The organism is Sphingomonas sp. ASY06-1R (assembly GCF_052180265.1).
Classification (GTDB): Bacteria; Pseudomonadota; Alphaproteobacteria; order Sphingomonadales; family Sphingomonadaceae; genus Sphingomonas_I.
In genome coordinates this window covers 3,607,216-3,624,762 of record NZ_CP197464.1, presented here as the reverse complement: position 1 = coordinate 3,624,762, position 17,547 = coordinate 3,607,216, and the positions used below count along the sequence as shown (strand labels likewise).

Sequence of the window (17,547 nt, the reverse complement as noted above, 5' to 3'; positions counted from 1 at the left end):
GTCAATACGTCACTAGTAACAAAGTTTGGGCATTTGTGGGCTCAGGGTGCAAGGCTGCGGAGCACCAGATTGACCACCTGGGTGGCGCCCTCGGGTACCGCGTCCAGATTATATTGCAGCATGACCGGGTGCATGAACGGCTCGAGCACGTACATGATCGCCGAGGCGACCTCGTCGACCGGCGTCTTGCGTTCGAATTCGCCCGTCTCGCGCCCCTCCACGACGATCCGCGCAATGATCGCCTCGATGCGATCGCAATAGGCTTCGGTCGAGGGCCATTTCTCCGCCGTGGCGTGGGAAGCGATGTCGTACAGCTTGCGATCGTTGAAGAAGAGCTGCGTGCTTAGATCAAGTATGGTCTTGAAAACAGACCGTAATTTCTCCGTAGCACTCTTGCCGCCGACGATTGATTCTTCCACCGCGTCGCTGATGGCGAAGAGGCATTTGTTGCAAATCGCCTCGCCGATCGCCTGCTTCGAATCGAAGAACTTATAGATATAGGCCTTGGAAAAGCCGATCTCGCGCGCGAGGTCCGACACCGTCGTCTTGCCATAGCCATAATGGCTGAAATGCTCGTCGGCGGCGGCGATAATCTGCTCGCGCATATTGTGATCGGCGGGGCCGCGCTGGCCGGCCGGCGGGCTGGCGGAAAGATTGGTCATGATATCCTAGATAACGATTGCCAACCTGCTTGACAATGCACGTGACGAATACGTACATTAGTCACTAGTCAGTCTTCCCATCTTTGCTGGACGTTTGTCATGCGATTACACGGCCCGACCGTCGCCCTTCTCGCCTCCAGCCTGCTCACTGGCTGCGCCGTCGGGCCGGATTACACGGCGCCTCGCCTGGCCCAGCCCGCCGTTTTCATCGGCCAGCCGGCGGTAGCGGGTCGCAACGCTGATGGGGACGTTCCTCCCGCGCCGGCGCTGGCCGATTGGTGGCAGGGCTTCCACGACCCGCTGCTCTTGCAATTGATCGCCCGCGCGCTCGACAACAATCTCGACCTCGCGCAGGCCTTGGCGCGCGTCACCCAATCGCGCGCATCGCTCAGGGCCGCCAATGCGGCCCTGCTCCCGTCCGGACAGGTCACGGCCAGCGCCGCGCATGCGCACCAATCGCTGGAGACCCCGCAAGGCCGGATCCTCGACTCCGTACCCGGCTTCGACCGCAACGGTGAATTGTATGAGGCGGATGTCGGGGCCAGCTGGGAAATCGATCTTTTCGGTGGCCTGCGCCGGGGGCAGGAGGCGGCGCGCGCGGAATATCAGGCGTCCCGCGCGGGCGTGGCGGCGGCGCGCCTCTCCGTCGCCGCGCAGGCGGCGGACACCTATATCGTCATCCGCGGGCTGCAGGCGCGCATCGCGATCGCCGAAGCGCAGGTCAACACCCAGCGCCGCCTGGTCGCGACGGTGCGGCTGCAATATGACAAGGGCATCGCCGCCGAACTGCAACTGCGCCAGGCCGAAGGCGCACTTGCGCAGGTTGAGGCAAGCGTGCCCGTACTCCGGGCCGGGCTGGATGCGGGCATGAACGCGCTCGATGTCCTGCTTGGCGATCAGCCGGGGGCGAATCGCGCCCTGCTGGCGAGCGCCGGCCCCATCCCGATCACACCGGCGATCGCCGATGCCGGGGGCCCCGCCGATCTGCTGCGGCGGCGACCCGATCTGATCGTCGCCGAACGCACGCTCGCGGCCTCCAACGCCCGCATCGGCCAGGCGATTTCCGAATATTATCCGAAATTCTCGCTGAGCGGCCTGCTCGGCAGTGCGACCACGTCCGCGGGCGGGTTGTTTGGCGGCGGCGCCAATCAGGCACAGGGCGTGCTCGGCCTGCGTTGGCGGCTGTTCGATTTCGGCCGTGTCGATGCCGAGATCGCCAATGCGCGGGGCCGCAATGCCGAGGCGCTTGCCGCATACCGACTCGCGGTGCTGCGCGCGTCGGAGGATGTGGAGGACGCTTTCTCGGCCCTCGTCCGGCGTGAGGCCCAGGAGCATATCCTGGCGCAAGGCGAGATCGCTCTGGCGCGCGCGCAGACGTCTTCACTGGCCGCCTATAAGGGCGGTGTCGTCAGTCTGATCGAAGTGCTGGATGCGGACGCGCGACTGCTGTCGACGCGCGATGCACGCGCCCAGGCGCAGACCGAGGCCGCGCGGGCCGGCGTTGCGTCCTTCCGGGCGCTCGGCGGCGGATGGACGGCCTGAGCCGGCGGCAAGCCCTGTTGCGGCGCCGGCGCGTACGGTAAAATCACGCCGGCGTGGCGAAGCCTGTCGGCGCGCGCGATCGGACGAAGGAAGGCGCGAGGCACGCCATGCCAATCGCCACCCAATCGCTTGCTTTTGCTGGTGCTTGCGCCATCTTGGCCGGGACATGACGCGCTTCGCCGCCCAACCGCTGGTCGCGGTGCTCGGCCCGACCAACACCGGCAAGACCCATCTCGCGGTCGAGCGCATGTGCGGTCACTCGTCTGGCCTGCTGGGCTTTCCGCTGCGGCTGCTGGCGCGCGAAGTCTATGATCGGGTGGTGGCGATCAAGGGCGCGGACTCCGTCGCGTTGGTTACGGGCGAGGAGAAAATCCTGCCGGACAAAGCGCGCTGGTTCCTGACGACGGCGGAAAGCATGCCGCTCGACAAGGAGTTCGCATTCGTCGGGCTCGACGAGGCGCAGCTCGGCGCGGATCCCGAGCGTGGTCATATCTTCACCGATCGTCTGCTGCGCGCGCGCGGGCGCGAGGAGACGATGATCCTGGGATCCGAGGCGCTGCGGCCGATGCTGCGCGCGCTGACGCCGGATGCGGAGATCATCACGCGGCCGCGTTTCTCCACGCTGACCTATGCCGGCCCCGCCAAATTGTCGCGGCTGCCCAAGCGATCCGTCGTCGTCGCCTTCTCGGCCGAGGAGGTTTATGCGGTCGCAGAGATGCTGCGGCGGCTGCGCGGCGGGGCGGCGGTGGTGATGGGATCCCTGTCGCCGCGCACGCGCAACGCCCAAGTCGCGATGTTTCAGGCGGGCGAGGTAGACTATCTGGTCGCGACCGACGCGATCGGCATGGGCCTCAATATGGATGTGGCCCATGTCGCCTTCGCCTCGTTGCGCAAGTTCGATGGGCGCAAGAGCCGCCGCCTGACCGTTTCGGAAATGGCGCAGATTGCCGGACGGGCCGGGCGGCACCAGCGCGACGGCACCTTCGGCACGCTCAGCCTGGAGGGACCTTCGGCGCAGTTCGAGGACGAAGAGGTCCTGGCGATCGAGGAACATCGCTTCCCGCCGATCGACCATCTGTACTGGCGCGACGGGAAGCCGGATTTGGGATCGATCGACGGCCTGATCGCGGCGTTGGAGCGACGGCCGTCGGCGCAAGTCCTGCGGGCGGCACCGCAGGCGATCGACCTGGCCGTGCTGAAGCGCCTGGCCGACGAAAGCTGGGTGCGCGATCGGGCGCGCAGTCCATCGGCGGTGCGTCGCCTGTGGGATGCGTGCGGCCTGCCCGATTTCCGCAAGACCGGCGCCGAGCCGCACAGCCGCCTGGTCGGGCGGGTGTTCAAGCATCTGAGCGAGGGCGATCTGCATCTGCCAGTGCCGTGGTTCGCGGACGAGCTGGCGCGGCTGGATACGACCCAGGGCGATGTCGAAACGCTCGCCGATCGGCTCGCCGCCGTCCGCACCTGGGCCTATATTGCCCACCGGCCGGACTGGCTCGCTGAGCCCGAACATTGGGCGGCGCGCACGCGCACGCTGGAAGAGAAACTGTCCGACGCGCTCCACCAGCGGCTGACCCAGCGCTTTGTCGATCGGCGGACGTCGGTGCTGATGCGCGATCTCGGCGCGAAGGGGGGCGATCTGCTGCCGATGAAGGTCGACGCCGATGGCAGCGTTACCGTCGACGGCGAATCGATCGGCATCCTGATTGGCTTTCGCTTCAAGGCGGATCCGCGCGCGCGGCATGGGGACATGAAACGGCTCATGGCCGCGGCCGAACGCCGGCTGGGCGAAGAATTGGGCAAGCGCGCGCGGGCGCTGGCGGTGGATGAGGATTCCGGTTTCAGCCTGGCGACGGACGCGGGCCGCCCGGTTGCCCTGTTCTGGCAGGGCGATGTCGTGGCGCGGCTGACCAAGGGCAAGGACCTGCTCAGTCCGCGGATCGAGCTGCATCGCGCGCTGGACGCGCTCACGCCGGTCGACCGGCAGGCGGTGGCCCGGCGGCTCCAGCTCTGGCTGGACGATCAGATGGCGCGGCACCTGCGTCCCTTGATCGACATATATGCCGCCGCCCGCGATCCGGCGCAGCCGGCGGCGATTCGCGCCCTGCTCGCGCCGCTGGCGCAGGCGGGCGGCCTGATGGCCCGGCGCGCGCTGGAGGAGGTGCTGACCGCGGTGGAGCGCGACATGCGCGGGCCGCTGAACAAGCTTGGCTTGCGGATCGGGACGCTGGATGTGTTCATGCCGGCGCTGATCAAGCCGGAGGCAGCGCGATGGCGCGTGGCCCTCACCGCCGCGCAAGACGGCGCCGTCATGCCGGGCTTGCCGGTGATCGGCGCGGTCTCCGCGTCGACGCCGGCGGACGTTGCGACCTGCCACGCCTTCGTTTTGGCCGGCTTTAGACCGTTGGGGGCGCAGATGCTGCGGGTCGATCAGGTCGAACGGCTGGCCCGCAACGCGCATGACGCACGGGCTGGGCGCAACGCCTTCCTGCCGGATGCTGCGCTCGCGACCTCGCTTGGGCTGATGCCGGCGAGTTTCGCGCAGCTGATGCTGGCCCTGGGTTTCCGATCGGCGGACCAGGGATGGGTCTGGAAAGGAAAGCGCGCGTCGGCCCCGGCCAAAAAGAAAGCGCCCAAGGAACGACCGGGTAATGCGTTCGGCGCGCTCGCGGGGCTGCGCCTGTAGGTGCGGCTCGACAAATATCTGTTCTTCACCCGGCTGGTGAAAACCCGCACGCTGGCGCAGCGTATCGTGGAGGGCGGCCACGTTCGTATCAACAGCCGGCCGATCGAGCGCGCGCATGCTGACGTGCGGCCCGGCATGGTGCTGACCTTCCCCCTGAACGATCGCGTCCGCGTGCTGCGGGTCGAGGCGATTCCGGTGCGACGGGGGCCGCCGGCGGAGGCGCAAGGCTGTTATACCGACCTGGCACCCCCTACGACCGGTTGACGACACCGGGAGCGCACCATATTCGCGCATGCTTCCGAGGAGCTTTCCATGACTTACGTCGTCACCGACGCCTGCATCCGCTGTAAATATATGGACTGCGTGGAAGTGTGCCCGGTGGACTGCTTCTACGAAGGCGACAATATGCTGGTGATCAACCCCAGCGAATGTATCGATTGCGGCGTCTGCGAGCCGGAATGCCCGGCGGAGGCGATCCTGCCCGATACCGAGAACGGCCTGGAAAAATGGCTGGAGCTCAACACGACCTTCTCCGCGCAGTGGCCGAATATCACGCGCAAGCGCGACGCGCCGGCGGATGCGGACGATTGGAAGGGCGTGGCGGACAAATTCGAATCGCATTTCTCGCCGGAGCCCGGCCAGGGCGATTGATTCTTGCCGCTTTGCAGCATCCTTGGGGGCGGCGCACAAGGTAACCGTTATCAAAAATGCCGGCTTTCCACGGAAAGCTGGCATTACGGTCGTAATTCTGTTACATACCTTCTCAAGAAGTGAGCGCCGCGCGGGCGTTTTCACAAGGATCATGTTTCCCGAACCGCCCCCGCTGCCGCCGGGCCGCTCTTAGCGGACTTGTCGGAGCCGCGCGGTCCGCTTGAGCAGGAAGGTCTCTACATGGCTGCAAAGGCGCTGAGCTTCGTCGTCGGCGATTATGTCGTTTATCCCAAGCACGGGGTTGGCCGCGTGGTCGAACTCCAAAGCCAGGAAATCGCGGGTACGAAACTCGAGCTGTACGTGCTCCGTTTCGAGAAGGAGCGCATGACGCTCCGGGTCCCCACCAACAAGGCGGAAAGCGTCGGCATGCGCAAGCTGTCGTCCAACGCGCAGATGTCGGATGCCCTGACCACATTGAAGGGCAAACCGAAGGTGAAGCGCACCATGTGGTCGCGCCGGGCCCAGGAATATGAAGCCAAGATCAACTCGGGAGATCTCGTTTCGATCGCCGAAGTGGTCCGCGATCTGTTCCGGGCCGAGGATCAGCCCGAGCAGAGCTATTCCGAACGGCAGATCTTCGAGGCCGCCTGCAGCCGTCTGGCGCGCGAGCTGGCCGCGATGGAATCGGTCGACGAACCGACCGCGCAGGTGAAGATCCTGGATATCCTTCGCGCTGCGGCGGCGATCCACAACAAGGTTGCTGCGCCGGCGGCATAAGCCTGGGGCAGTCACTGAAAGAATTTGGGCGGCGTTTCGAAGGAAGCGCCGCCCTTTTTCGTTGGAGGTCCACGTAAAGCCCTCTCCCCTTGTGGGAGAGGGTTGGGAGAGGGGGCGCGAGCGTGAGCGAGCGGCCCGGACTAGTCGTGCTCGCAGCCATCGAGGCTGCTCGCCCGAACCCCTCTCCCTAACCCTCCCCCACAAGGGGGGAGGGGATCCCTTCGGCCCCGCCGGCCTCCTCAAATCTTCGGGACGACCGCGTCCATGATCGTGATGTGCTTGCCGGTATCGGCGCCGACGCTCGATTGGGTGACGAGGATGGTCGCGCCGGGCTTCAGTTCGGCTTTGACCAGTTCGTAGAAGCGGCGCGGAAAGCGCGCGCGGTTGATCGTGGCTTCGTCCAGCGCGCGGCCCGCATCGTCGCTATGGCCGGGCAAGCCGACATAGAGCCAGCGCGCCTTGCCATCCTTGCCAGCGGTGAGCGTGATCACGTGACTGCCGGGATCGTCATCCTCGATGATCGCGGCGCTGCGACCGATCTCGAAACCGTTGCGCAGCACGACCACGCGCTGATCGTGCTTGGAGATGATGATGGAAAGCGGGCCGGCGGGTGCGCGTTCGGGCGTCCAGCGAAACTCCTGCGCATCCAGGTCGCTTTGCTGAACCGGCTGCCCTTTGGCGTCGATCGGCAGCAACAGGCTCGACTCGCTGGTCAACACCCGCTTGGAGGCATTGCCCTGCACGACCACGGTCGCGCCCAGCTTGGTGATGCCGAACAAGGCGCGCGCAAAACCGATCGGCAAATGCACGCAGCCATGGCTTTCCGGGTAACCGGGCAACCCGCCGGCATGCAGCGCCACCCCATCCCAGGTCAGCCTTTGCTGAAAGGGCATTGGTGCGCTGTTATAGATGTTGGAGCGGTGATCGGCGTCCTTTTGCAGGATGGTGAAGACGCCCGTCGGCGTGTCGTAGCCATCCTTGCCGGACGAGATCGTGCTGACCGCCATGCGGATCCCGTTGCGATAGACCGTCGCGCGCTGGCGGGAGAGATCGACATAGACCAGCAGCGGACCCGTGGGCGCCACCTGCGGCGCCCAGATCCACTGGCCCGGCTTCAGCGTGTCGGCCATGCGCGCCAGTTCCGGGGGAGAGCTGGCGGTCGCGCCCTGCGCGTGAACCGGCGCGGCGAGCGCCGATGCCCCTAGCGCCATGAAGATCGCCGCTCTGTTCATTGCCGCACCGCGCATCGCCATACTCCCCCTCGTGACGCCCATGGCATCATGACGCCAAGCGCGGCGCTTGACGATCTCCATGATGCGGGTGTATCACCTAACTAACACAGTGGAGATATCGATATGCGCCGCTTGTTCTTGTCTGCCTTGCTTGCCGCGACCGCGGTAACGCCCGCGGCTGCCGCCGAGCGATCGTTTCCGACCGGGGGCGGGTTCGACCGGATCACGAACAGCACGCCGTTCGACGTGTTCGTTCACACGGGCCGGGCGCCGAGCGTGCATGTCATCGGCGGCGACGAGACGCTCAAACGGCTGCAGATCGACAATCGGGGGGGCGAATTACGGATCGGCACCAAGTCCGGCAGCTGGTTTTCGGGCTGGCGCTGGACCTCCAACGAGCGCGTGCGGATCGACGTGAACGTACCGGCGCTGGTTTCCGCGCGCGTGTCGGGGCCGGGCAACGTTTCGGTCGACACCGTTCGCGTTCGCGATTTCGGTGCCCACGTCTCCGGGCCGGGCAGCGTCAAGGTTGCCACGGCCGAAGTGAATGGTGCGACGCTCGATCTCAGCGGGCCGGGCAATATCTCCATTGCCGGGCGGGCTTCGCGCGCGGTGATCAATGTCTCCGGTCCCGGTAATATTCGGGCGCAACAGCTCCGCGTGGGGCAGGCGAACGTGACCGTCAGCGGCCCGGGTGACGTGGATGCGACCGTCACCGACACCGCCGATATTCGCCTGTCGGGACCTGGCGATGTGCGCATCCGGGGTGGGGCGCGGTGTGCGATCCACAAAAGCGGCCCCGGCAGCGTCGATTGCGACTAAGCGGGGCGACGTCGGCCGTTCATAATAAATAGAGCGACGCCAATTCCCGGACCAGGCCGGATGGCAAGGCGGCGAGATCGTCGGTCTCGTCGCCTAGCAAGTCTCCCGGCGCGTCGGCGTCGACCAGATAGCGCCAGCCCTGATGCGCGCGTTTGGGACGAACACGCACGGGCACGAGCGCGTCTTCCAGCCGGATCAGGCAGTGGCCGCGCTCATCTTCCTCGAAGCGCAGGATCCGGCTGCGCGCCACCAGTTGATGCTTGATGATCCAGAATAGCGAACCGCCGATCAGTTCGGTATGGCGGGTCGGGCGATAGCGGGTGGTGATGAACGTCTCGCCCGCCTCTGCCCGGCCGATCAGCCTGGCGCGCAACAGATCGGCATCCGAACAGCCGACGGCGACCTTGGTAAGATGAAGCAGCGACACGAAACCCATCTGGCGCCTGTTCGCGTGGGTTCAAGCTAGCCGTGCAAGCCGACGATCGCCGCGAGCCCCAGGAACGACAGAAATCCCATGCAATCGGTGAACATCGTGACGAACACGGCGGACGATACGGCGGGATCGATCCGGAACCGCTCCAAGGTCAGCGGCACGAAGACACCGGATAGCCCGGCGACCAGATTGTTGATCAGGATTGCGAGCCCGAACACGGCCGCGAGATCGGCGCGATGGTAGAGCAGATAGGATCCGACACCGATGAACAGGCCGAGCAGCAGCCCGTTGGCGGCGGCGATCCGAAATTCGCGCACGATCATGCGCCAGGTGTTCGATTCGGTCAGCTGGTTGGTGGCAAGCGCGCGCACCACCACGGCCAGCGTCTGCGTGCCGGCATTGCCGCCCATGCCGGTAACGATGCCCATCAGCGCCGCCAGCAGCGCGTAACGGGCGATTTCGCCATCGAACAGGCCGACGACCGCCGCCGCCAGCATGGCCGTCGGCAGATTGACCAGCAGCCACATCAGGCGTGTGCGGATGGTCAGCCGTAACGGCTCGTTGATGTCGCCATCGCCCGCGCCCGACAGGCGCAGCGCGTCCTCGCCCGCTTCTTCCTGAATGATATGGACGATGTCATCGACGGTGATCATGCCGACCAGCCGATCATTATGATCGACCACCGCCGCCGAGATCAGCGCATATTTCTGGAAGCGCAGTGCCACTTCTTCCTGGTCCATATCGACCGGGATCAGCGTCTGTTCGCGCTCCATCACCTCGGCGATCGGCACCTTGCGCTGGGCGCGCAGGATCCAGGACAATTTGCACGTGCCGATCGGATGGTGGCCGTGATCGACGACGAAGACTTCCCAGAAATCCTCGGTCAGATCCTCATTGCCGCGCAGATAATCCAGTACGTTGCCGACGGTCCAATGTTCGGGCACCGCGATCAGATCGCGCTGCATCAGGCGGCCGGCGGATTCCTCCGGATAGGACAGGGCCTCTTCGATCGCGGCGCGATCGTCCGGCTCCATCGCGCGGAGGACCTCGCGCTGGTCCTCCAGATCCATGTCCTCGATGATCGCGACGGCGTCATCGGTATCCAGTTCAGACGCGAGATCGGCGACTTGCTGGTTGCTGAGGGCTTCCAGCACCTCTTCGCGAACCCAGTCGTTCATCTCCGCCAGGGCGTCGCCGTCCAGCATCTCGGCCAGGACCTTGGCCAAGGGCTGGCGCTGATCGGCGGGCGCCAGTTCGAACAGGTCGGCGATGTCGGCGGGGTGGAGCGGCTCGACCAGCGCGCGTGCCTGCGCCACTTCGCCCGCCTCGACATGCTCGATGACGGCGTCGACGAAGTCGGACGTCAGCCGATCATCCTCGTCATGCGAGGGTTCGGGGATAACGGGTTCGGCCACGGCCAGATCGGCATGGTCCGCGATGTCGGGTTCGCGCTCGCTCATACCACCTCCCCCAACGCTGCTGCCCGCTTAGGCTGCACAATCCACCTTGTCAGCCCTTCATCGGCAGGATGGCCGCCCCATATAGTGGGTGTGACCTATCATCTTTCCGTTCTCGACCAGTCGCCGATCGCCGCGGGATCGACCGCGACCGACGCCCTCCACAATACGCTGGATCTTGCCCGCACAGCCGACGCGCTGGGCTATCATCGCTATTGGCTGGCGGAGCATCATGCCTCGCGATCGCTGGCCGGCGTGGCGCCGGAGGCCATGATCGGCCCGGTCGCCCTGGCGACGCAGCGCATCCGCGTTGGCTCGGGCGGGATCATGCTTCCCCATTATTCGCCGTTCAAGGTCGCCGAGACCTTTTCGATGCTGTCCGCGCTCGCGCCCGGGCGGATCGATCTGGGGCTCGGCCGGGCGCCGGGCAGCGACCAACGCACCGCCTTCGCGCTGCAGCGGGATCGCAGCCGGCGCATGCCGAACGATTTTCCGGATATGCTGGATGAGCTGACCGCCTATCTGCAGGGTACGATGCCGGAAGAGCATGCGTTCGCGCCGCTCCAGGATCTGATGCCCACCGGCGGCGGTAGTCCGGAATTGTGGATGCTCGGCTCTTCGCCGGAATCGGCCTATTGGGCGGCCGAACGCGGCCTGCCTTATTGCTTTGCCGACTTCATCAATTCGGAAGGCGGCGATCTGGCGCGCGCCTACAAGGCGAATTTCCGTCCTTCGGCGCAATTGGCCGAGCCCTATGTGATGGCGGCAACCTGGACCATTGCGGCCCCCGCGTCGGAAGAGGCGGAGCGGCTTGCCGCGCCGGCGCGGATGATGTTCGCGCATCTGATCGCGGGCACGCCGATCCCGATCCCGTCGGTGGAGGATGCCATCGCCTGGCTGGCGGCCAATCCGCAGGCCAACCGGCAGCGGCGACGGACCGTGCTTGGCACGCCGGCGCAGGTCCACGCCGGGCTCGACGCGGTCGCGGCCGATTATGGCGCGGACGAACTGATGCTCGTTAATATCCTGCCGGATCATACCGCGCGGCGGCAGTCCTATGAACTGATCGCGGCGGAATATGGACTGGCGCCGCTGGCGGCGGCTGCTTAATATCCACATTATATCCCCATCCCGCTCATGCTGAGGTGAGACCGAGTAGGCGCGTGGGCGCCGTAGCGAGGGCTCGTATCGAAGCACGATCACGGTCCTTCGATACGGGCTCTCGATACGCGGCTGCGCCGCTACTCGATCCTTACTCAGGATGAGCGGGGTAGAATTTCAAGGCGATCCTCGCCTGCAGACCAGGAGACGAAACATGGCCGACGACACGCTGACGCTCACCCTCGACACCGGTAACGACACGGGCGGCGACGTCGTGATCAAATTGCGCCCCGATCTGGCGCCCGGCCATGTCGAGCGGATCACCGAGCTTGCCAAGGAAGGCTTTTACGACGGCGTGGTGTTCCACCGCGTCATCCCCGGCTTCATGGCGCAGGGCGGCGACCCGACCGGCACCGGCATGGGCGGATCGAAGAAGCCTGACATCAAGGCGGAATTTTCGTCCGAGCCGCACGTGCGCGGCATCTGTTCGATGGCGCGGTCGTCGAACCCGAACAGCGCGAACAGCCAGTTCTTCATCGTGTTCGACGATGCGACCTTCCTGGATCGTCAATATACGGTCTGGGGCGAAGTGACGTCGGGCATGGAGCATGTCGACGCGCTGCCGAAGGGCGAGCCGCCGCGGGCGCCTGGCAAGATCGTCAAGGCGACCATTTCCTAAGCGTTATTTTCCACGGCTGGCGGTTCAGGCGATCGTCTCGAACAGCCAGTCGTGGAAGATTTTGACGGCGCGGTTGGACAGTCCCGTCCGCCGCGACGCGAACCAGTAACTGTAGCTGGAATCCGCCACCTCTTCGAAGATGCGGATGAGGCGCGGATCGTGCGAACCCTCGACATGCTCGTCCAGCATGAAGGCCACGCCAAGGCCCTGCGCGGCCGCCTCCAGGATGAGCTGGCCTGAATCGAAATGATCGGTGGCCCTGGGCTCCAGATCGGGACGGCCGATCGACTCGCGCCAGATGTTGAACAATTCCGGCATGTCGCGGTGGACGAGGATCGTCGCGCGCGCCAGATCGTCGGGCTGGCGAATAGGCTGTTCGCCCTTGTGCAGCTGCGGCGAGCCGATCGCGGCCACCCGGCTTTGCGCGATCTTTCGCGAATAGAGCGCGGGATCGATATCGCGAGCGATCACGATCGCGGCATCCAGCCCCTCGCCGAGCCGCGCCAGGGCATGGGGCTGGGTATCGATGTCGATATGCAGCGATTGATGGCGCGCCTTGAGTTCCGGCAGCTTCCCGATCAATCGCTGCGATGCAAAAAGAGGGGGCACATTCAGCCGCAGGCGCAATAAGTCGATGTCGCCGGTGGTTGCGTCGATTGCAACGGCGAGCGCATCCAGTGCAGGGGCGACGCGCGCCAGTAGCTGCTCGCCGTCATTGTTCAGCATCATCGCCTGATGGCGCCGCTCGAATAGCGGCCGGCCCACGAATCGCTCCAGCGCCTGGATGCGTCGACTGAGAGCGGGGGATGAGAGGGCAAGCTCTTCGGCGGCGGCCTTCACCGAGCCCAAGCGCGCAACCTGCACGAACGCTTCGACAGCGGTTAGCGGGGGCAGTCGGCGCACATCATGTCTCCCTCGGGACGGCACCCGCCGCCGGTTCCAGGCAAGCTCGCAACAACGTGGTTCGGCGGGATTGTGAATGTGAATTGCGCAATTCGCAACCGCCAAATACCTCTTCGCACTTGCACAATGTTAGCGCAATCATCATACAGAGAGTGCCTTTCAGGCATCCTCTCCTAAACTTTCAGGGTCGGCTCCCAACGGAGCCGGCCCTTTTTTCTTTCGGCCTATGCCCTGCGAAGTGGTGGTTTGGCCTATTGCCAGCGCCCGTCGCACCACAGGCACGCTTCGTCGGCGATGCTTTTGCGATTGGCATCGTTTGAGACACATGCGCGTCTCTTGCCATTACGTGTCAGTTTTGCGACGGGTCGGCGACCATTGCGAGTCATAGGGATCGTGCCACAATGAATTCACCCGTCGCCGAGCAGGCGCTTAAGCGCAACGCGCCCGGTCGCCCGGTCTCGGGCCCCGGTCCGCTGGCGATGTTCTTCAAGGAATTTCTGCGCCATCCCGTCATGGTCGGCTCGATCATTCCCTCGTCGCGCAAGCTGATCCGGACGATGCTGTCCCGCACCGACTGGGCAAATACCAAATTGTTCGTCGAATATGGCCCGGGTGTCGGCACGTTCTGCCAGGCGGTCCTGGACCGGATGGGCCCCGACGCGACCTATATCGCGATCGATACCAATGCCGATTTCATCGACTATCTGGCGCGGACTATTAACGATCCCCGCTTCATCCCCGTGCTGGGTTCGGCGGCCGATGTCCGCCAGATCATTCGCGATCACGGCCATGAGCAGGCGGACTATATCTTGTCGGGCCTGCCTTTCTCGACGCTGCCGCCCGGCGTCGGCGCCAAGATCGCGACCGAGACCGCAGCGGCGCTGCGCGTCGGCGGTGCCTTCCTGGTCTACCAATTCTCGCCGAAGGTTCGCGATTTCCTGAAGATGGGCTTCGAGCGGATCGATCACGCGTTCGAGCCGATCAATATTCCCCCCGCCCAGCTATATTGGGCCTGGAAGGACTGATTGCGAACCGCCGCGTCGGAGCACGGCGCGGAACGCCCGCTTTATTGATTGATGCCGAAATTGAGCCTGCGGGTGACGCTCGCGTCGACGACGGCCATCAGATAATAAGCGGCGGCCCAGCGCAGGCGGGTGAGGAAGCCCGCTTTTTCATGTTCCTCCGCCTTGATCTCGCGCGAGCAGGCCACTTCGCCTTCGAAATAGCCGCGCATATGATCGGCAAAGTCCTTGTCTTCGATCCGCAGCATGATCTCCAGGTTCAGGAACAGGCTTCGCACGTCGAAATTGGCGGAGCCGATGTGGACGACATCGTCGATCACGAACAATTTCGTATGCAGCTTCAGCGGCTGATATTCGAACACGCGGACGCCGCGCGACAATAAGCGGTGATAGGTGTGGCGGGCCGCCGCGATCGCCACATCATGATCGGTCTTCGATGGTGTGATGACCCGCGCCTGGCCACCCCGCCGGGGGACGCGTTCGATCGCGCGCATCATGCGCGGCGTCGGCGCGAAATAGGCGGCAATCAGATCCAGCCGCCGGCTTCGACCGACATCCGCGCGCAAGGTGCGCACCCAGGGGCTCAACCGCCGTGTCGGGCCGCCGAGCAGCCAGCTGGTCTTGCCGCCCTTGGGATTGCTCCAGCGGCCGAGCGCCTGACGCAGGTCACGCAGCTTGGCCTTGGGCTGATGCGTCCATTTGGCGAGGGCATCGAAATAGCCCGCCAGCCGCTGCGCCGTCGGGCCTTCGACGCAGATGCCGAGATCGCGCCAGCCTTTGACCTCATCGAAATAATCATCTTCGACGTTGAAGCCGCCGACAATGGCGTGGCTTTCGTCGGCCAAGGCCAGCTTCTGATGATTGCGCAGCAGGTACCGGCGGCCATAACGCGGGAGGAAATGGCAGACGTCCGCGCCCAGCGCCTTGAGCGGTTTGAAGAATTCCGGCCGCGCGGAGCTGCCGAAGCCGTCCACAATCAACGAGACGCGGACGCCGCGCGCCAGCGCGCGTTCCATTGCGGCACGGACCAGCCGGCCGGTCTCGTCATCGGTATAGATATAATAAAGCAGGCGCAGCGTCCGCTTGGCCCCGTCGATCAGCCCGATCAGCGCTTCCAATCGTACCGATCCCGACACCAGCAGCGTCAGCCGATTGCCGTCGACCGTGAAATGTTTCGGCGCCTCCGGCGTGCCCGTGGGGGCCGTGCGCGGCGCGTTTGACGGATTCGTTGACTCTTGCACCCACCCGTCCTATTTCGCCGACCTTCCAGACACCACCAAAATGCTTGGTCAAGCGGAGCGTTCAAAATGGCGCGCGTTACCGTCGAAGATTGCGTCGACAAAATTTCCAACCGGTTCGATCTGGTGCTGCTCGCAGCCCAGCGTGCTCGGCAAATCTCCGGCGGAGCCGAACTCACGATCGATCGCGATCGCGACAAGAATCCGGTCGTCGCCTTGCGCGAGATTGCGGAAGAAACCGTCGTCCCCGGCGAGCTGACCGAAGCGGTCGTGCAGAATCTGCAGCGGGTTCAGGTTGACGAGGAAGACGCACCGGATGCGATCGGCTCGCTGTCTGCTTCGGCCGAGGCGCTGCGCCTGACCGCTGCCGCGCCGCCGCGCACGCAAAATCTGGGCGCCGATTACGAATAAGCCGTCCGCCTTTCGATAGGGTTTTGGGGCTCGATCTCTGCGGAGATCGGGCCCTTATTTTTGTTTTGAGCCGAGACGTCGGCGACGCGCATCCGCGCGCCAAGCTGCCCAGAGGAAAGTTGCGCAAGAGCCACAGTCGGGGTGCAACTCGCGCAGATGCGGTGAGCCGATTCAACTATACTTTCGGAGGTGTTACAATTTCGGGACACTCACTTATTTAGCCGTAATGCAGCAGCATCTGATCCCGTTGCGCACACGCCTGAGACTCCTCCACGCTGTCTCCCTCGTCGCGCTTGTCCTGGCCATCCTGATGGTGGTCTTCCACGCCGCCCAGTCACTGGTCGAGCTGGACATGGCCGTGCCGGCCTTCCTCCTCATCGTCGGGCTGACGAGTGTGGATCGGCTGGAGGGCGAGCGGGATCATCCGCCGAAGCTGGCGCCCCTGATCGCGATCGTCGGCTGCGACGGATCGGGAAAGTCGACCTTGTCGGCCGATATGCGCGCCACGCTGGCGGCCGAAATTCCCACAGAAGTTTGCTATCTGGGGCTGGGATCGGGCGAATTGGGCAATCGGATCCGGCAATGGCCGCTGATCGGAGCCCCGATCGAACATGCGCTGGCCCGGAAGGCGAAGCAGACGCGCAGCAAGGGAAAGACCATCCCAGGCCTCCCGACGGCCCTTGTGGTCTTCGGCTTTTCGCTGATCCGTCTACATCGCTTCCAACGCGTTCTCGCCTTGCGCCGTAAAGGCGTAACGGTGATCACGGATCGATATCCGCAGACCGAGATTGCCGGCTTTTACGATGGGCCGGGGCTGGCCGCTGCGCGGGCGGGAAGCCCGGTGGTGGCCTTGCTGGCCCGGGTGGAGCGCCACATTTACGAATGGATGGCGAGCTTCCTGCCCGATGTCGTGCTCCGTCTGAACGTCGATGCGGAAACGGCTCTGACGCGCAAGCCCGATCACAAGCCCGATTTGCTACGCGAAAAGGTTCGCGTGACGCCGCTGCTGAGTTTCCATGGCGCGCGCATCGTCGATCTCGATGCACGCGGGGGCTATGACAGCGTGCGGCGCGAAGCCTTCGCGCGGGTCGAGCCGATCCTGACGCATCGGGATGACTTCCGGGTTGCTGCGTGACCCGTGACGGCGTGCTGACGATGGACAATGCAGTGACCATACCGGCGGGCGCACCACGCGATCGGAAACCAGGTCCCCTGATCGCGTTGGTCGGGTCGGACGGCTCCGGTAAGTCCACGGTCGGCGCCAATCTGCTTGCCTGGATGCAGGAAAGCAGGCCGACGGAGCTTTGCCACCTTGGCAAGCAGACGGGCAATATCGGCCGGGCCATTGCGCGCTGGCCGGTGATAGGCGGTCGCTTCGAAAAGACGATTCGCAAGAAAGCGGACAAGGCCCAGGCGCCGAAGGGCCCCGGTACGCTGACCGCGCTCATCATCTATCTCTTCTCGATGCGTCGGGTACGGCGCTTCCGGCATATGCTAAACGTCCGGCAGCGCGGCATCGCGGTGCTGACGGATCGATTTCCGCAGGTGGAAATTCCGGGTCCGATGGACGGGCTGGGGCTTGCATCCTCGGCAGGTGGCAACTGGTTGATCCGCGCGCTGGCCCGGCGGGAGCGCCGTCAATATGATTGGATGGTTCGCCACAAACCCGATCTGGTGATCCGGTTGAACGTCGATTTCGATACGGCGATCGCGCGCAAGCCGGACCATCGCCCTTCCTCGCTCAAGACGAAGATATCGGACGTGCGGCAGCTCCATTTCGGAGGGGCGCCAGTCGTCGATATCGATTCCGCGCAACCGCTGGAGCTTGTGTTGGATCAGGCGAAACGCGCCATCGCCGCTACGCTTGCGACCAAACGGGCCTGACGTAATCGCAATCTGGATGCTACAGGCCGCCGCCATGCCGCTGCGCGCCT

Annotated in this window: 18 protein-coding genes; 12 read left to right on the top strand and 6 right to left on the bottom strand. The window is 64.8% G+C overall.

Translation table 11 applies throughout. From position 1 onward, the window contains the following. Nucleotides 1-41: 41 nt before the first annotated feature. Nucleotides 42-662, bottom strand: coding sequence for a TetR/AcrR family transcriptional regulator (locus tag ACSBM8_RS17140; protein WP_442679201.1), 621 nt, complete (start codon nt 660-662; stop codon nt 42-44). Nucleotides 663-761: 99 nt separating this feature from the next. Here ACSBM8_RS17140 and ACSBM8_RS17135 point away from each other — a divergent pair, with 99 nt between their 5' ends. The 5 genes from ACSBM8_RS17135 (at nt 762) to ACSBM8_RS17115 (ending at nt 6,315) form a co-directional block, all read left to right on the top strand. Beyond that, nucleotides 762-2,204, top strand: coding sequence for an efflux transporter outer membrane subunit (locus tag ACSBM8_RS17135; protein ID WP_442679200.1), 1,443 nt, complete (start codon nt 762-764; stop codon nt 2,202-2,204). 166 nt (nt 2,205-2,370) lie between these two features. Beyond that, nucleotides 2,371-4,887, top strand: coding sequence for a helicase-related protein (locus ACSBM8_RS17130; RefSeq protein ID WP_442679199.1), 2,517 nt, complete (start codon nt 2,371-2,373; stop codon nt 4,885-4,887). Then, nucleotides 4,888-5,151 (top strand): RNA-binding S4 domain-containing protein, encoded by a 264-nt coding sequence (locus tag ACSBM8_RS17125; protein ID WP_442679198.1) that lies wholly within the window; start codon nt 4,888-4,890, stop codon nt 5,149-5,151. Between the two features lie 48 nt (nt 5,152-5,199). Continuing rightward, nucleotides 5,200-5,538: a ferredoxin FdxA gene (gene fdxA, locus ACSBM8_RS17120; RefSeq protein ID WP_442679197.1), complete on the top strand. Its 339-nt coding sequence runs from the start codon at nt 5,200-5,202 to the stop codon at nt 5,536-5,538. Nucleotides 5,539-5,778: 240 nt separating this feature from the next. Further along, entirely contained in the window at nt 5,779-6,315 is a 537-nt protein-coding gene (locus ACSBM8_RS17115) for a CarD family transcriptional regulator (protein ID WP_442679196.1), read from the top strand. A gap of 239 nt (nt 6,316-6,554) precedes the next feature. Here ACSBM8_RS17115 and ACSBM8_RS17110 read toward each other — a convergent pair whose 3' ends face one another. After that, entirely contained in the window at nt 6,555-7,562 is a 1,008-nt protein-coding gene (locus tag ACSBM8_RS17110) for a L,D-transpeptidase (protein WP_442679195.1), read from the bottom strand. Nucleotides 7,563-7,670: 108 nt separating this feature from the next. Between ACSBM8_RS17110 and ACSBM8_RS17105 the strand changes: the two genes are divergently transcribed. After that, on the top strand, nt 7,671-8,369 hold the full coding sequence (locus tag ACSBM8_RS17105) for a head GIN domain-containing protein (protein ID WP_442679194.1): 699 nt from the start codon (nt 7,671-7,673) through the stop codon (nt 8,367-8,369). A 19-nt stretch (nt 8,370-8,388) separates the two neighbouring features. Here the strand turns inward: ACSBM8_RS17105 and ACSBM8_RS17100 are convergent, their stop codons facing one another. Then, nucleotides 8,389-8,805 carry a DUF1489 domain-containing protein gene (locus ACSBM8_RS17100; RefSeq protein WP_442679193.1) on the bottom strand — a complete coding sequence of 139 codons (417 nt, stop codon included), beginning with the start codon at nt 8,803-8,805 and terminating at the stop codon, nt 8,389-8,391. A 26-nt stretch (nt 8,806-8,831) separates the two neighbouring features. Continuing rightward, the gene (gene mgtE / locus ACSBM8_RS17095) at nt 8,832-10,262 is read right to left on the bottom strand and encodes a magnesium transporter (protein WP_442679192.1); all 1,431 of its coding nucleotides are present in this window, start codon (nt 10,260-10,262) and stop codon (nt 8,832-8,834) included. 90 nt (nt 10,263-10,352) lie between these two features. Between mgtE and ACSBM8_RS17090 the strand changes: the two genes are divergently transcribed. Beyond that, nucleotides 10,353-11,369, top strand: a complete 1,017-nt coding sequence (locus tag ACSBM8_RS17090) for an LLM class flavin-dependent oxidoreductase (RefSeq protein WP_442679191.1) — start codon at nt 10,353-10,355, stop codon at nt 11,367-11,369. A gap of 205 nt (nt 11,370-11,574) precedes the next feature. Continuing rightward, a complete protein-coding gene (locus ACSBM8_RS17085) occupies nt 11,575-12,039 on the top strand; it encodes a peptidylprolyl isomerase (protein WP_442679190.1) in 465 nt (154 codons plus the stop codon). A 24-nt stretch (nt 12,040-12,063) separates the two neighbouring features. On the opposite strand, the gene ACSBM8_RS17080 is transcribed toward ACSBM8_RS17085, so the two are convergent. Further along, nucleotides 12,064-12,942 (bottom strand): LysR substrate-binding domain-containing protein, encoded by an 879-nt coding sequence (locus ACSBM8_RS17080; protein ID WP_442679189.1) that lies wholly within the window; start codon nt 12,940-12,942, stop codon nt 12,064-12,066. A gap of 401 nt (nt 12,943-13,343) precedes the next feature. On the opposite strand from ACSBM8_RS17080, the gene ACSBM8_RS17075 reads away from it, so the two are divergent. Then, the gene (locus ACSBM8_RS17075; RefSeq protein ID WP_442679188.1) at nt 13,344-13,967 is read left to right on the top strand and encodes a class I SAM-dependent methyltransferase; all 624 of its coding nucleotides are present in this window, start codon (nt 13,344-13,346) and stop codon (nt 13,965-13,967) included. 41 nt (nt 13,968-14,008) lie between these two features. On the opposite strand, the gene ACSBM8_RS17070 is transcribed toward ACSBM8_RS17075, so the two are convergent. Beyond that, nucleotides 14,009-15,205, bottom strand: coding sequence for a phospholipase D-like domain-containing protein (locus ACSBM8_RS17070; protein ID WP_442679187.1), 1,197 nt, complete (start codon nt 15,203-15,205; stop codon nt 14,009-14,011). Between the two features lie 66 nt (nt 15,206-15,271). Between ACSBM8_RS17070 and rpoZ the strand changes: the two genes are divergently transcribed. The 3 genes from rpoZ to ACSBM8_RS17055 all read left to right on the top strand — a co-directional run bounded on the left by rpoZ (nt 15,272) and on the right by ACSBM8_RS17055 (nt 17,497). After that, complete coding sequence (gene rpoZ / locus ACSBM8_RS17065; RefSeq protein ID WP_442679186.1) at nt 15,272-15,613, top strand: DNA-directed RNA polymerase subunit omega; 342 nt, start codon at nt 15,272-15,274, stop codon at nt 15,611-15,613. Between the two features lie 226 nt (nt 15,614-15,839). Further along, complete coding sequence (locus ACSBM8_RS17060; protein WP_442679185.1) at nt 15,840-16,748, top strand: hypothetical protein; 909 nt, start codon at nt 15,840-15,842, stop codon at nt 16,746-16,748. Next, nucleotides 16,745-17,497 carry a nucleoside triphosphate hydrolase gene (locus ACSBM8_RS17055; RefSeq protein WP_442679184.1) on the top strand — a complete coding sequence of 251 codons (753 nt, stop codon included), beginning with the start codon at nt 16,745-16,747 and terminating at the stop codon, nt 17,495-17,497. Before ACSBM8_RS17060 ends, ACSBM8_RS17055 begins: the two co-directional genes overlap by 4 nt. The last annotated feature ends 50 nt before the right edge of the window (nt 17,498-17,547 follow it).